The sequence below is a fragment of the Pseudacidobacterium ailaaui genome, assembly GCF_000688455.1.
Classification (GTDB): Bacteria; Acidobacteriota; Terriglobia; order Terriglobales; family Acidobacteriaceae; genus Pseudacidobacterium; species Pseudacidobacterium ailaaui.
In genome coordinates this window covers 2,925,858-2,939,633 of the sequence record NZ_JIAL01000001.1, presented here as the reverse complement: position 1 = coordinate 2,939,633, position 13,776 = coordinate 2,925,858, and the positions used below count along the sequence as shown (strand labels likewise).

The window sequence follows — 13,776 nt, the reverse complement described above, 5'->3', positions numbered from 1 at the left end:
GAATGCTGAACAGAATTGGTATAGCCGCATTGATTTTAACGGGAACGCTGCTGGGGACCTCGGGCTGTAAACATGCTGCGGAAGCCAGCAAGACGGCCGGCCCTGCTGTCAAAGACCCTTTGAAAGTCCGGCTGACTCCTGAACTCCAAAAAGACATTCACACCGGACTTCCTGCCTGGCAGCAGGTCACGACGCAGGAAAAGGTCGCCGCCCGTGTTGAAACGGATGCCTCTCGTGTGGCCCGCATCGGCTCACCGGTTGAAGGCCGCATTACAAAGGTTCTGGTGCTCGAAGGTCAGCATGTCTCTCGCGGACAGCTCCTTGCCACCCTGCACAGCAATGCGCTCTCAGACACGCAATTTGCCTTCATCAAAGCGTATTCACAGGAAAAACTGGCAGAGCAATCCGCACAGCGGGCAAAGCTGCTTGTCCAGTCTGACGTCATCGGAACAGCAGAGTTGCAGAGACGCGAAGCGGAAGTGCTGCAAACCAGCGCCGAGGTCGCCGCTCTGCGCGCACAGTTGCGCGGACTGGGCATGTCCGACAGCGCCATTCGTCAGCTGGAAACAACGCGCAAGCTGAATTCCGACTACCCTGTTATCGCCTCCATCTCCGGTACAGTGATTGAAAGAAAAGTGACCGTCGGCCAGGTCGTGCAGCCGGCAGATCTCGCCTTTCAGATTGCTGATCTCTCCAGTCTGTGGCTCGTTGCCGATGTGCCGGAAGAACACGCTGCATCGCTTCACGTGGGCAAAACAGTGATTGCCGAAGTCCCATCGCTGCCGAACCTTACCGTCAATGGAAAACTCTCTTTTGTAAGCCCGGTCGTAGATCCGGCGACGCGCACCGTGCAGGCACGCATGAACCTTCTCAATCCCGATGGCGTTTTCAAGCCTGAAATGCTGGCCACCATGACCTTTGAAAGCCAGCCCGAGAAAAGGCTGACGATTCCTGCCACAGCCGTTGTCCGCGAAGAAAACAAGGACCATATTTTTGTGCAGACAGCACAAAATGAATTTCAGCTGCGCGAAGTTGAGCTTGGCCCGGAGATAGCAGACAGGTGGGTCGTGCTTCACGGACTTTCTCCACAGGAAACGATCGTGCTCGATGGCGCCTTCCATCTGAACAATAAGCGCAGGCAGGACCTGATTCAGGGAGGTGAATAATGCGTGCGCTCATCTCTGCTGTTCTGAAGCAGCGTCTTGTTGTTGCAGTCGTTGCGCTCATTCTGCTTGGTTTTGGCATCAACGCGGCGCAGCATCTTTCTGTGGACGCATTTCCTGACGTGACCAATGTGCAGGTACAGATTGCCACGGAAGCCCCGGGAAAGTCCCCTGAAGAGGTCGAGCGTTTCATCACCATCCCCATTGAGATCGCCATGACTGGGCTGCCCGGCCTCACCGACATGCGTTCACTCAACAAACCGGGCCTTTCACTCATCACGCTTGTCTTTGAAGATGGCAAGGGCGTCTATTTTGAGCGCCAGCTTGTAAACGAGAGATTGGGCGAAGTGCGCGATCGTATGCCGGAAGGCGTGAATCCGGTACTTGGACCGGTGTCTAATGCGCTCGGTGAGGTCTACCAGTACACGCTGGAGCGTCCCGATGACGGCAAACGTGCTCTGACTCATGACGAGCTTGTCGAGCGCCGTACCATTCAGGACTGGATTGTGCGCCCGCTTTTACGTTCCATTCCCGGAGTGGCTGAGATCAATTCCACCGGCGGCTTCGTCAAGCAATATGAAACCCTGGTAGATCCGCAAAAGCTACGCTACTACGGCCTGACCATCGAAGACGTCTACGCAGCACTCAAGCGCAACAATGAGAATGCCGGCGGGGGCATCTTGCCCCAGCACGCCGAGCAATATCTGATTCGCAGCGTCGGCCTGATTCGGAACCTCGATGACATCCGCAACATCGTACTTAAGGAAAATGCAGGCACGCCAGTCTATGTCCGTGATGTTGCCGAAGTGCGCATGGGTGAAGAGGTCCGCTATGGCGCGATGGTCAAAGGCGGATACACAGAGGCCGTTGGCGGCGTGGTCATGATGATTGCCGGAGGCAATGCCAAGGAAATCGTCAGCAAAATCAAAGAGCGGGTCGCTGAAATCAACAGCAAAAACATGGTCCCAGGCAGCCTGAAGATTGTTCCATACTATGACCGCTCACGGCTTGTGGATGCCGCAATTCATACGGTCACAGAGGTCCTGGAAGAGGGCATCGTCCTGGTTGTTGTAGTGCTCTTTTTGTATCTGGGAGACCTGCGCTCCAGCCTTATTGTTTGCTCAAACCTTCTTCTCACGCCGTTGCTCACATTCCTGGTGATGAATCAGATTGGTCTCTCAGCAAACCTGATGTCGCTGGGCGGCCTTGCCATCGCAATCGGGCTGATGGTAGACGGCTCCGTCGTTGTGGTGGAGAACGTCTTCGCAAAGTTGAGCCATGGAAGCCAGGACAGCCGCCTGCATGTCGTCCTGGATGCCGTGACCGAGGTGGCCACCCCTGTCATCTTTGGCGTCACCATCATTGTGCTCGTCTTTCTGCCACTGATGACGCTCGAAGGCACAGAAGGCAAAATGTTTGCGCCGCTCGCCTACACCATTGCGATTGCACTGCTGCTTTCGCTGGTCCTTTCGCTGTCACTCTCCCCCGTGCTTTCTGCCTTCTTTCTCAAGGGCGGATCGGAAAAAGACACGCGGCTCGTCTCTCTTTTGCGGCGCCCCTATCGCCGCATTCTCGGCTGGGCCATGGCGAATCAAAGGAAGAGCGTCGCAGCAGTGGTCCTCTTGTTTGCGGCCTCTCTGTGTCTATTCCCGTTTCTTGGGACCTCCTTTATTCCAGAGATGCAGGAAGGCACGCTCGGCCCAAATGCTGACCGGGTCCCGAACATCTCTCTGGATGAATCCATCAAAATGGAGCTCCAGATGCAGCGCCTCATGCGCGATATTCCCGGAGTGGAAAGCGTCGTTTCCCGACTCGGACGCGGCGAATCTCCCGCCGATCCAGCTGGACCAAACGAAGCTGATGTCATCGCATCCCTGACTCCCGTAGACCAGCGTCCCCGCTGGCTGACACAGGAAGTCATTGCTGACAGGATGCGCAAGGCACTGTCTGCCATTCCCGGCATCAATCTGGTGATGTCGCAGCCCATCTCAGACCGTGTCGATGAGATGGTCACCGGCGTGCGCGCTGATATTGCCGTCAAAATCTTTGGCGATGATCTCGACACGCTGATTGAGAAGGCCCAGCAGGTGGCCAGGGTCGCCACTTCCATCCGCGGTACGCAGGACACCCGCATCGACCGCGTCGGGGGCCAGCAATACCTTGTCATTGGCATCAACCGATCTGCCATCGCGCGTTACGGAATCAACGCCTCGGACATCAACGACACCATTGAGATGGCCGTCGCAGGAAAGAGCGCAACAGAAATCTACGAAGGTGAACGGCGGTTCCAGGCCGTAGTGCGCCTGCCGGAGCAGTACCGCAAAAGCGTGAATGACATCCGGCAAATCATGATCTCTGCACCCAACGGTACTCGTGTGCCGCTGGAAGATCTTGCCGACATCCGCGTGCTCGAAGGCCCTGCACAAATCAACCGAGACATGGGCAAACGCAGGATTGTCGTCGCCATCAACGTGCAGGGCCGCGACCTGGGAGGATATGTGGCCGAACTCCAGCAGAAGGTCAACGCTCAAGTACCCTTGCCTCCCGGCTATTTTCTGCAGTGGGGCGGTCAGTTCCAGAACATGCAGCGCGCCATGCATCATCTCATGATCATTGTGCCCATCACCATCGGCGCCATCTATTTCCTGCTTTTCCTGCTCTTTCATTCCCTGCGCTTCGCCGCGCTCATCATCACGGTCCTGCCCTTTGCTTCCATCGGCGGCGTCTTCGGGCTGTTTCTCTCTCGGGAATACCTTTCCGTTCCGGCATCGGTGGGCTTTATTGCGCTCTGGGGCATTGCTGTACTGAACGGTGTTGTTCTGGTCTCCTATATTCGTAAATTGCGGGAAGGAGGAATGTCACAGCAAGAGGCCATCCTTGAGGGCACCCATCTGCGTTTCCGCCCCGTCATGATGACCGCAACGGTTGCCGCCCTTGGACTGGTTCCCTTTCTCTTCGCCACAGGACCGGGGTCAGAAATTCAGCGTCCATTGGCCATTGTTGTCATCGGTGGCCTGGTGACCTCGACCCTTCTGACTCTGGTCATTGTCCCCTGTCTTTATGCTTTCTTTGAGGGCAAACCGCAGGATGTTGCCGACGTGGAAATGGAGCACCATCTCCTGAGTTGAAGCCCTTGCGTCCTTTATTCTCCTGGCAGCATCTGCTAATGTATACGGGGATTGCAACTTAACAAGGACAGAATGACACCGATGGCCAAAGCAGTCTGGAACGGAAAAGTGATTGCAGAAAGTGATACATACGAGACGGTGGAAGGCAACATTTACTTCCCGGAAAATACCGTAAAACGGGAGTTTTTACGCCCCAGCTCGACGACGTCCACCTGTCCGTGGAAAGGCCTGGCCCGCTACTACAGCGTCGTCGTGGACGGACAGGAGAACCAGGATGCAGCGTGGTATTATCCCGACCCTAAGCCCGCAGCCCGCAAGATCAAAAACCATATCGCCTTCTGGCGCGGCGTAGAAATTGAAAAATAAGGGCAGGGCCTGGATCCGCATCAAACGTCTTTGGATACGGGCCTGCTGGAACTGCCTCCCGTAAAACCAAGGGTGGAAACGGATCCTCTATCTCCCGCACTACTAAGTGTGGAGAAAACCGAGGTGAAAACACTCCATCACAATTTGCGGATCTGGCTCACCTGCATCATGCCCGTTCTTACCTCGTGGATGGTTCGTTTTTCTTAACACTGCCTTTCACCTGAGGCACGGCGATGGGTCTGCGCAGTGGCACAATCGCTGCTTCCTGTTGTGGAAAGCCCTGCTGCATCCGGCTGAGCATTTCCGTCCTCACATAATCCACAAAGCTCTGCATCTGCCGATTCATTTCTTCCATGCGCTCGCGCATTTGCAGAATAATTGCGATGCCGGCAATGTTCACGCCCAGATCGCGCGCCAGATTCAGAATGAACTCCAGCCGTTCCAGGTCCTCATCCGTATAGAGACGGGTATTGCCTTCCGTGCGCGAAGGCTTCAGCAGCCCTTCGCGCTCATACAGCCGCAGTGTCTGCGGATGGATGCCGTACATCTCGGCCACCGCCGAGATCATGTATGCTCCTTTGGATTTACGTTTTGTCGGCATAAGGCTTCTATCGCTCCACAAACCAGCGGCCTGCCGCATCCTGCACCCGGAGCCCTCCGAAGCGCACAATACGGGGAAGCAGATTGTGAAGAAAACCTCCACTCATTCTGTATGGAACAAACGCTTTCACGCAGTAACCATTCCGGTGCTCAATCTCAATCATGACTGCGTCCTTGTGCCCCTCGTTGGTTGGTTTTTCCAGGACAACATTCGCTCCCGCCGCGGCCGCAATAATCTCACCCCTGCTGGCCCGCTCCCGGAATTGCTGCTCCAGAAGCTCCAGGAGCATCGGCGGATCGGCCGGCAGGTCCGGATGTGCGACGGTTTCGTTATGGATCCGTCGCTCGGGGGACAAGGAAAAGCCTATCGGCGCAAATTCGCCGTATTTGATGAGCATCCGCCGCGCATAGTTCACAACGGCATTCAGTAGCTCATTAGCATCGCTTCGGACCTGTTTTGTGTCGTCCACCTTCCTCCCTCGAATCCCGTCACGTGCCGCAAAATCAGCCCGGCAGAGATGCAGAAACAGTCGTGGCTAAATCTTGGCCCAGATGCCCGCCCTGGGATCTGCCGGGTTGAGTCTGGCCAGTTCGCGCAGGATCTCCTTCGATTTCTCATCCTGCACCTGCGGAACGACAATCTCTACCGTAACAATCTGGTCGCCACGCATACCCTCCCGGGTCGCAGAAGGTACCCCCCGCTCCCTCATCCTCAGCTTCTGGCCCGATTGGGTCCCAGGCGGAATCCGCAACTGCGCCCGCCCGTCGATGGTGGGGACCTCGACTTTCGCGCCCAGGGCCGCTTCGGTCACTGTCACCGGTACGGTCATGTGGATGTCATCCCCCTGCCGCGTAAAAACAGGATGAGCCCCCGTGCGAACAATCAGGTATAAATCTCCGGGAGCACCGCCATTTCGTCCGGCATTGCCCTTTCCGGCCAGGCGGATGCGCTGCCCGTCTCGCGTCCCGGGCTTGATACGGAACTCGATCGGTTCGGAGCGCATCACGACTCCCTCGCCGTGACAGGTCGCGCAGGAGCTCTGCCGCTTACCACTTCCGCCACAGCTGGGGCACGGTATGTTGAACTTCATCCGCCCTCCCATCTGGGTCACCTGTCCAGTCCCGTGGCATTCGGGGCAGGTATAGGACCCGCCCGTGGTCGACCGTCCCTTACACGTCGGACAAACCTCTTGCCTCTGCACCTGCACCCGAGCTGACCCGCCGCGGATGGCCGTCCAGAAGTCTACTGTGACCTGATATTCCAGGTCCGTACCAGGTACCGGACCCCGTTGCCGTTCCTCGCGGTTAAAAATGCCGGAAAAAATATCGCGGAAGCTTCCCCATCCGCTGGACTGCGTGCCTCCACCACCTGTTCCACCAGCAAAGTCGGAGAAATCAAAGCCGCCAAAGTCGAATGGCACTTCCTGCTGCGCGCCCGCTCCATGGGCCTGGTATCCGCGTGCCGCAGCTTCCGCCGCAGCAGGATCAATCTGGTCTGAGTAAAAGCCGAACTGGTCGTAAATTTTCCGCTTCTTCTCGTCACTCAGAATGTCATGTGCTTCTGAAATTTCCTTGAACTTCTCCTCGGCCTTCTTGTCGCCAGGGTTTACGTCCGGATGATATTTCCGCGCGAGTTTCCGGAAGGCCTTGCGCACCTCGTCCTGAGTGGCCGTCTTTTTAATGCCGAGAATGGCGTAATAGTCTTTATTTTGTGTTGCAGGCATTGTCGCAATTCAAAAAATCGAAGCATTCTCCGCGCTGTGGAAACCCCATCCGATCTGGAGAATGCCTCACTGTCCTTTATCGTATTATGCTGAAGAAACTCCAGCAAAACACACTCAGATTTTAGATGCACGCCTCACTGCACAGGGATCACTAGATATTGCTCCAGTTTTCCATCCGGCATCGTATAGGTGGTCACCCGCAGACGCTGCAGAGTATGGGCAAACTCCACCGCGAACTCCCGGAAGGTCATCCCTCCGCGCAATTCTTCGGCCACCTGCCGGAAACTTACCGGATCACCCAGCGGCTTCAGACTTGATGCAAAATCTTCAAGGGCCTGTTGGCTGAAATATGCATTGCAATTTTCGGTAAAAAGCGTGCGGTCAATCTGACCTTGCTGTAACCCCTTGAAAATCCTCAGCGTCTGGGCCTCGGCTCCCTGCGCCGATTTCGCTTCAATGCCCAGCACCAGGGGGGTCAGTTGCCGTGCGATCGCCGAGGCCGCCGAAGAGGCGTCCTGGTTGGTCAGTACCACAATTGCTGCCTTGTCGTCCGGAAAGACGATGTTCTCGGCAACGAATCCGGAGACTTCCCCGGTGTGCTCCAGGGCCGCATGCCCCATTCTCGGCGTCGTAAAGACACCGAGTCCATAACCAGTATCTGTGCCGTCCTTTAATTTCACTGAGGTGAACATCTGCTGGTAAGACCCGGGCGCCAGCAGCGAGCGGTCCATCATACTGATGTCCCAAAGTGCCAGGTCATAGGCCGGCATCGCCAGCTCGCCGGCGGCAAACATCCATCCTGCCCCCTCTTTTGGCGCGGGACGCAGCGGCCCCAGAGCATACCGGATATACCCTTCTGCGTCGGTGTCTCCCAGCCGCGCAAGGTCTGTATCGTACACCGATTGCATCTTCAGCGGAGCGAAGATGTGCTCCTGCAGAAACTTCATCAGAGGCTCACCGCTGACCTTCTCGACAATCAGACCAGCAATCACATAATTTGTGTTGGAGTACTGCCATTTCGTCCCCGGCTCAAAGTCCAGCGGCTTTTTGGCCCATGTGTCCAGAATGTGCTGGGCGGTGGTTGGTTTTCGCATGGGCGGCATGAGATAGTCTTCCGGCCAGTAGTCCTGATAACCGGATGTGTGGGAGAGCAACATCCGGATAGTCACCTCGTCACCACGCGTCAGCCCCGGGATGTACTTCGATACCGGATCATCCACGGAAAGCCTGCCCTGCTGCTCCAGCAGCAGCACCGCTGCGGCTGTAAACTGCTTGGAAATGGAACCAATGGAGTAGCGCATCCCTGGACTGGCGGGAAGCGGCGGATCGAGTCTTGCCTTGCCATAAGCATGGGTGTAGACAATCTCTCCCTTTTGCACTATAGCGATAGAAGCTGAAGGCACTCCGGTCTGTTCCAGGACCTGCGCAGCCGCTTCATCCACCTTGGACTGTAAAGCATCTGAAAGATGATGGACAGGCTGCACGGGAAGACTTTGAGCGGCGGCGCCGACACAGAGCAGAAAAATGCAGAGCAAACGTCGCATTTGGGCCCTTCTTTCTGATAAAAGAACAGCCTAGCAGAAGCAGACGAGTACAACACCCGCTTTCCCCGACTACATTTGGTATCGCGCAGTGCAACCCGATGGTATGCTGAAGCTCAAATGACCACCCGCCGCGATTTTCTGTCCCGTGCTGCCGTTACGGCGGCCGGATTGGTAACGATACCCTCGCCGGTTGACGCACAAATGGCCGAGAGCGTAAAGCGTCTGACTCCGCCCGGCAAGTCCGTCATTGTGACTCGCGAAACCGGCGACCATACCGTAGACGAGGCCTGGAAAATGCTACAGGACGGGGCCGATACTCTGGACGCCTGCAATCACATCTGCATGGGCCGCGAAGATGATCCTAACGACCATAGTGTGGGCTATGGCGGCCTGCCCAATGAAGATGGTGTCGTGGAGCTGGATGCCTGCTGCATGCACGGCCCTTCGCGGATGGCCGGCTCAGTCGGCGCAATACAGAACATCCGCCACGCCTGCCTGGTGGCCCGCCTCATCATGGAAAGGTCCGGGCACGTAATGCTCACCGGTCAGGGAGCAGAACACTTTGCGGTCATGCATGGCCTGAAACGGGAAGATCTGCTCACCGACGACGCCCGCAAAATGTGGCTGTTATGGAAGGAAAGCCGTACCAGCCAGAACTTCTGGGGGCCTCCCATGTCGGCTCCGGGGGGCAAAGATGCAAATCCAGCTCCAGTGCTGAACCACAGCGCCATTCCCCGCCATCCCGGTCCGGAATGGGCTGAAGTGGTGCGTCTGCGCTCACAGCAACTGATGGCCATGGCCGCTGACCTCGGCATTCCTCCGCAAAAACGCGCCCTCGCCGCTGCACAAATCCTCTGGCCGACCACCGGGACCGTCCATGTCTCGGTCGTCAATACAAAAGGAGAGATGTCCGGGGCCACTTCCACCTCAGGCCAGGCCTTCAAAATCGCCGGACGGCTGGGAGACTCCCCCATCATCGGAGCCGGTTGCTATACGGACCAGGACGTGGGCTCCGCCGGGGCCACCGGGTCCGGTGAAGAGAATATCAAGGTGGCCGGTGCACATACGATTGTCGAACTGATGCGGCAGGGCATGACACCCAGAGAGGCCGGACTGGAGGCCCTGCGCCGCATTGTCCGCAACTATAACGGTGATATGCAGAAGCTCCGCTACCTGGACATGATTTATTACATTGTGCGCAAAGATGGCGCTTATGCCGGATGCTCCCTCTGGAGCACCACGGCGAGCGGTGCTCCAAAGACTTTTGTCGTTCACGATGGCGTGAAGCGCACCGAAACCTGCGCGTGGCTGCTCGACGGCACAACCACGAACTGAGGCCGAATGCCATCCGCCGGGGTGACGTTGACCCTCTCAGCCCGGTTTCACTAGACTTCTATAGAAGAGTTCCCAGTCAATGCCCCTTCGCCTGAACCTGCGTCTTTTCCTCGCCTTTTTCTGTCTTACCTGTGTCTCCATCGTCGGGGCCCAGCAGTCTGCAAATCTTCCGTCTGCGCACCCCCCGGCAAAAAACCAGAAACAGCAGCCGGAAATGCCGCCTCCACCCCCGGAAAAGCCGCCGGCACTGGTCGATCCCGCGGGCCCTACCGTCAGTCTTCAGACCAGCGAGGCGCTCTTTGATGTTGCCGTGGCGCTCAACGCCTGCGGCTATGACAATGGCCTGAGTGAATCTGACCCGGTCCGGATGCATGTGCGTGATCAGGTCAACCAGGCCGCACAGCAGTCAGAAAAAGCCCGGGAAGCACGCGACAAGCTCTGTCTTTTTATCAACCAGCACCGCCTGGCCGATGCCAGCCGGGACCTGGCACAGTACGTTTCACTCGCACTTTATCTCACCCCTCCTCCGGCCCTCGCGCTCAGCGTTGACGAGGAAGACCTCCCGCCCGATGCCAATGGTATCGTTGAAATCCTTCCTCTGCTGCATTCATTTGCCGACGCCATCCAGCTCCACCTCATCTGGCTTGCCAATCGTGCAGAGTACGACGAGGAAGTTGCTCGTTTGCACAATCCTCTGACCCAGATGATTGTCAGCACAAACACTTACCTCAAGATGCCGGCCAGCACGTACAGCGGCATCCGCTTTCTTGTTGTACTGGAACCGCTGCTTTCCCCGGCACAGACGAATGCTCGTGTTTACGGCCCGGATTACGTCGTGGTGACCTCCCCTGTGAATGGCACCATCCATATGCAGGAGGTGCGCCATACCTATCTCCATTACATGATTGAGCCGCTGCTTTATTCGCGCGCCTCGTCCTTGGACCGCCTGCTGCCCATCCTGAAAACAGTCCGGGACGCTCCCCTGGATTTTCAGTACCGCGCTGATATTGTTTCTCTCGTGATCGAATGCCTCATCCGCGCCGTCGAGGCCCGCACCATGGACACGGGAGTGCAGGAATATAAGATTCCCGCAGATGTCCGCCGCTCCGACCTGGAGCGGGAGACACAGAAGCGCAATGCCTCTTTGCAGAAAATTGCCGCCATCCGTCAGCAGGCCGTCAATCGCGACATGACTGCGGGCTTTGTGCTTACGCAGTATTTCTATGACCAGCTCATCGCCTTCGAGCACACCCCTGAGAGTCTCAGCGAAGCCATCGGTCCCATGGTCTACGGAATGGATGTGGACCAGCAGGTGCACCGTGCCCGCGATATTGATTTCGCAGAGGAAGGCTCTTCGGACGTCATCAGCCACGCCTCGCGCAGGCCCCACGGCCTGGATCTGGCGGAAATCAAGTTACATCAGGGAGATGCAGCCGGAGCTGAGCAGTTGGCAGAGCAGGCCCTCAAAGACCATACCCCGGATCCAGGACGCGCCAACTACATCCTCGCCCTTACCAGTCTCATGCAGGGCCACATGGACGCAGCCGAGAAGAGCTTCAACGAAACCATCCGCCTCTCAAAGGACCCCCGTCTTCTCGCGTGGTCCCATATTTATCTGGGTCGTATCCACGATGTCCGCGATGAACGCGACCAGGCCCTGGTGGAATACCAGACGGCCCTGACGGTGCGCGACGGCCAGCCTGATACCAAAGCAGCCGCAGAAAAAGGGCTGAAGCAGCCCTTTGCGCTGCCAAAACGCGCCCAGCAGGATGACAATGATGGAAATGACGCACCTTCTTCCACGCCTTCCGGAAGCGCAGAAAAGGCCCAGCCCCCCCGCTGAATGCTCTGGGTCTGTGCTCGGGCGGGGGCTGCTCCCGTTGAGATGCCTATCCAGCCTTTTCGCCGTTCAGCAGCTGGCGGGCCCGGTTGCGCGCCCGTTCCATGACATTTTCATCATTGGCAATGGATTGCAGCTGCGGGGCAATGTTCTGCAATTGCTGCGCCTGCCCCTGTTTTACGGCTTCCTGTAGCGATTCCAGTTCTGTATCCAGCCCCAGCCGGTTATGTTCATGTTCCAATGTGAGCCTCTGGCCCACCTGCAATGTATAGGCAGTAGCAATCAGGCTGTCAGCGATCTTCATAATCTGCTGGTCCCGTGACCAATTGAAGGTGCACGACCCGTCCCCATCCGGGCCCGTGTACATCAGGGCCTTCTTGCCCGTAAATGCCATCTTCGCCCGGGTGCTTTCACATGCCACATCGAAAAAATTATGCGATCGGGCCGTCTTGAACAGAAAACCTAGCAGGGGATCCACAATCCGGATGTCGACATCGAGAGGCTCTGCCGTAATCCCCTCGGTATCTGCAGTCGGAGCGGTACCCGTCTGGGACTGGAAGTGTCCGGTTCCGTCCTCGTTGATGTCAATCACATAGGTGGAAGGTTGCAGTTTGGGGTTCTCGAAGATAAACCGGATATGCGCTTTGCTTGGACTGTCCTGCGCAAATGCTCCGGCTGCGAAACCAAAGGCCAGCATGGCCAGCAATCGTCTCTTCATTTAACGGACGGCTCCGCTTTGTAAAGTCAGAGTTTGCGTAGTGTGGATGTGGCAAATAGCAATGGCCAGCGCGTCGGCGGCATCGGCCGGCTCTGGTGTTTTGTCCAGATGCAGCAGCCGCGTCACCATGAATTGCACCTGCTCCTTCTGCGCTAATCCATATCCCACCACGGTAGATTTGATTGTGAGAGGAGCATATTCTGCTACAAAAAGATTCGCATTTGCTGCCGCCAGCAGGGCCACTCCTCGCACCTGTCCCAGTTTCAGCGCAGACTTGGCATTTACGGAGTAAAAGACCTCCTCGACTGCAACCACGTCCGGCTGGTGCGCGGCCAGCAGAGTGCTGAGTTCTGCATATAGCAATGCCAGACGTTGGGCGAGGGAAAGCTTCTTGGGCAGCCGGATTCCGCCTGCTGCCAACGCCTTCAACACGGGATCGCGATGCGCGCTCTCCCACTCCACCACACCATAGCCGGTGCACTCTGTGCCGCAGTCAATGCCAAAAACCCGCATTCAGAATGAGTGTAGCCCATTGCGAACAAAGCCAGACAGAGGCCTTTCCACTCCGAACGGACTACTGGCGGTTCAGCGTGAAATTCCCTCCAGCGGCGAGCTGGCCGTTGCATACAGCTTGCGGGGCATTCTTCCGGCCAGGTAGGCCTGCCGTCCAGCGAGCACGGCATGCTGCATGGCCTCCGCCATCAGGACCGGATGCGCCGCAGAGGCAATCGCGGTATTCATTAACACCCCATCGGCCCCCAACTCCATGGCCACCACCGCATCGGATGCCGTACCCACACCGGCATCCACAATCAGTGGCACCTCTGTAATCATCTCTCGCAGAATCTGAAGGGTGGCCCGGTTCTGGATCCCAAGTCCACTCCCGATGGGGGCCGCCAGCGGCATCACAGCGGCTGCGCCTGCATCAATCAAACGCTTCGCAAACACAATGTCATCAGAGGTATACGGCAAAACCGTAAAGCCTTCCTTTACTAAAATGCGGGTGGCCTCCAGTGTTGCCTGGACATCCGGGTAGAGGGTCGCTTGGTCCCCGATGACCTCGATCTTCACCCAATCAGAAATTCCAACTTCGCGTGCCAGTCTGGCCGCGCGCACCGCCTCTTCCGCCGTGTAGCAGCCTGCCGTGTTCGGCAGCAGAAAATAGCGCTGCGGATCAATGTAGTCCAGAAGCGATTCCTTTGAGCGGTCCAGATTCACGCGCCGGACGGCAACCGTGACCATCTCGGCACCTGAGGCTTCGATGGCCGCCTGCGTCTCCGGACCATCCTTGTATTTCCCTGTGCCCACAATCAGCCTCGACTGAAAGGCACGCCCTGCAATCACCAGTGGTTCCATGT

The 13,776-nt window shown here is 57.2% G+C and carries 12 protein-coding genes; 5 read left to right on the top strand and 7 right to left on the bottom strand.

What is annotated here, in order from left to right:
- Positions 1-2: 2 nt before the first annotated feature.
- The 3 genes from N655_RS0113155 to N655_RS0113145 all read left to right on the top strand — a co-directional run bounded on the left by N655_RS0113155 (position 3) and on the right by N655_RS0113145 (position 4,657).
- Positions 3-1,166 (top strand): efflux RND transporter periplasmic adaptor subunit, encoded by a 1,164-nt coding sequence (locus N655_RS0113155; protein ID WP_026443358.1) that lies wholly within the window; start codon positions 3-5, stop codon positions 1,164-1,166.
- On the top strand, positions 1,166-4,291 hold the full coding sequence (locus N655_RS0113150) for an efflux RND transporter permease subunit (RefSeq protein WP_238324735.1): 3,126 nt from the start codon (positions 1,166-1,168) through the stop codon (positions 4,289-4,291). Before N655_RS0113155 ends, N655_RS0113150 begins: the two co-directional genes overlap by 1 nt.
- A gap of 81 nt (positions 4,292-4,372) precedes the next feature.
- Positions 4,373-4,657 carry a DUF427 domain-containing protein gene (locus N655_RS0113145; protein WP_026443356.1) on the top strand — a complete coding sequence of 95 codons (285 nt, stop codon included), beginning with the start codon at positions 4,373-4,375 and terminating at the stop codon, positions 4,655-4,657.
- A gap of 178 nt (positions 4,658-4,835) precedes the next feature.
- Here N655_RS0113145 and N655_RS0113140 read toward each other — a convergent pair whose 3' ends face one another.
- The 4 genes from N655_RS0113140 to N655_RS0113125 form a co-directional block, all read right to left on the bottom strand.
- Positions 4,836-5,258 carry a heat shock protein transcriptional repressor HspR gene (locus tag N655_RS0113140; protein ID WP_026443355.1) on the bottom strand — a complete coding sequence of 141 codons (423 nt, stop codon included), beginning with the start codon at positions 5,256-5,258 and terminating at the stop codon, positions 4,836-4,838.
- 7 nt (positions 5,259-5,265) lie between these two features.
- Positions 5,266-5,727, bottom strand: coding sequence for a hypothetical protein (locus N655_RS0113135; RefSeq protein ID WP_026443354.1), 462 nt, complete (start codon positions 5,725-5,727; stop codon positions 5,266-5,268).
- 66 nt (positions 5,728-5,793) lie between these two features.
- Positions 5,794-6,981, bottom strand: coding sequence for a DnaJ C-terminal domain-containing protein (locus tag N655_RS0113130; protein ID WP_026443353.1), 1,188 nt, complete (start codon positions 6,979-6,981; stop codon positions 5,794-5,796).
- Positions 6,982-7,115: 134 nt separating this feature from the next.
- Positions 7,116-8,525, bottom strand: a complete 1,410-nt coding sequence (locus N655_RS0113125; protein ID WP_026443352.1) for a serine hydrolase domain-containing protein — start codon at positions 8,523-8,525, stop codon at positions 7,116-7,118.
- Positions 8,526-8,642: 117 nt separating this feature from the next.
- On the opposite strand from N655_RS0113125, the gene N655_RS0113120 reads away from it, so the two are divergent.
- Together N655_RS0113120 and N655_RS18955 are read left to right on the top strand one after the other, a co-directional pair.
- Entirely contained in the window at positions 8,643-9,860 is a 1,218-nt protein-coding gene (locus tag N655_RS0113120; RefSeq protein WP_026443351.1) for a glycosylasparaginase, read from the top strand.
- Between the two features lie 79 nt (positions 9,861-9,939).
- Complete coding sequence (locus N655_RS18955; protein WP_044934681.1) at positions 9,940-11,703, top strand: tetratricopeptide repeat protein; 1,764 nt, start codon at positions 9,940-9,942, stop codon at positions 11,701-11,703.
- Between the two features lie 46 nt (positions 11,704-11,749).
- On the opposite strand, the gene N655_RS0113110 is transcribed toward N655_RS18955, so the two are convergent.
- From N655_RS0113110 to N655_RS0113100, 3 genes are all read right to left on the bottom strand, one after another.
- Positions 11,750-12,418 carry a hypothetical protein gene (locus N655_RS0113110; RefSeq protein WP_026443350.1) on the bottom strand — a complete coding sequence of 223 codons (669 nt, stop codon included), beginning with the start codon at positions 12,416-12,418 and terminating at the stop codon, positions 11,750-11,752.
- Positions 12,419-12,931, bottom strand: a complete 513-nt coding sequence (gene ruvC, locus N655_RS0113105) for a crossover junction endodeoxyribonuclease RuvC (protein WP_026443349.1) — start codon at positions 12,929-12,931, stop codon at positions 12,419-12,421.
- A gap of 72 nt (positions 12,932-13,003) precedes the next feature.
- Positions 13,004-13,774: a thiazole synthase gene (locus N655_RS0113100; RefSeq protein WP_026443348.1), complete on the bottom strand. Its 771-nt coding sequence runs from the start codon at positions 13,772-13,774 to the stop codon at positions 13,004-13,006.
- Between the last annotated feature and the right edge of the window lie 2 nt (positions 13,775-13,776).

What these genes read in the sequence shown, in the direction of transcription:
- ruvC (WP_026443349.1), bottom strand. Translation starts at nt 12,931, where the DNA reads ATGCGGGTTTTTGGCATTGACTGCGGCACAGAGTGCACCGGCTATGGT.
- N655_RS0113130 (WP_026443353.1), bottom strand. Translation starts at nt 6,981, where the DNA reads ATGCCTGCAACACAAAATAAAGACTATTACGCCATTCTCGGCATTAAA.
- N655_RS0113110 (WP_026443350.1), bottom strand. Translation starts at nt 12,418, where the DNA reads ATGAAGAGACGATTGCTGGCCATGCTGGCCTTTGGTTTCGCAGCCGGA.
- N655_RS0113150 (WP_238324735.1), top strand. Translation starts at nt 1,166, where the DNA reads ATGCGTGCGCTCATCTCTGCTGTTCTGAAGCAGCGTCTTGTTGTTGCA.
- N655_RS0113140 (WP_026443355.1), bottom strand. Translation starts at nt 5,258, where the DNA reads ATGCCGACAAAACGTAAATCCAAAGGAGCATACATGATCTCGGCGGTG.
- N655_RS0113125 (WP_026443352.1), bottom strand. Translation starts at nt 8,525, where the DNA reads ATGCGACGTTTGCTCTGCATTTTTCTGCTCTGTGTCGGCGCCGCCGCT.
- N655_RS0113100 (WP_026443348.1), bottom strand. Translation starts at nt 13,774, where the DNA reads ATGGAACCACTGGTGATTGCAGGGCGTGCCTTTCAGTCGAGGCTGATT.
- N655_RS18955 (WP_044934681.1), top strand. Translation starts at nt 9,940, where the DNA reads ATGCCCCTTCGCCTGAACCTGCGTCTTTTCCTCGCCTTTTTCTGTCTT.
- N655_RS0113120 (WP_026443351.1), top strand. Translation starts at nt 8,643, where the DNA reads ATGACCACCCGCCGCGATTTTCTGTCCCGTGCTGCCGTTACGGCGGCC.
- N655_RS0113155 (WP_026443358.1), top strand. Translation starts at nt 3, where the DNA reads ATGCTGAACAGAATTGGTATAGCCGCATTGATTTTAACGGGAACGCTG.
- N655_RS0113145 (WP_026443356.1), top strand. Translation starts at nt 4,373, where the DNA reads ATGGCCAAAGCAGTCTGGAACGGAAAAGTGATTGCAGAAAGTGATACA.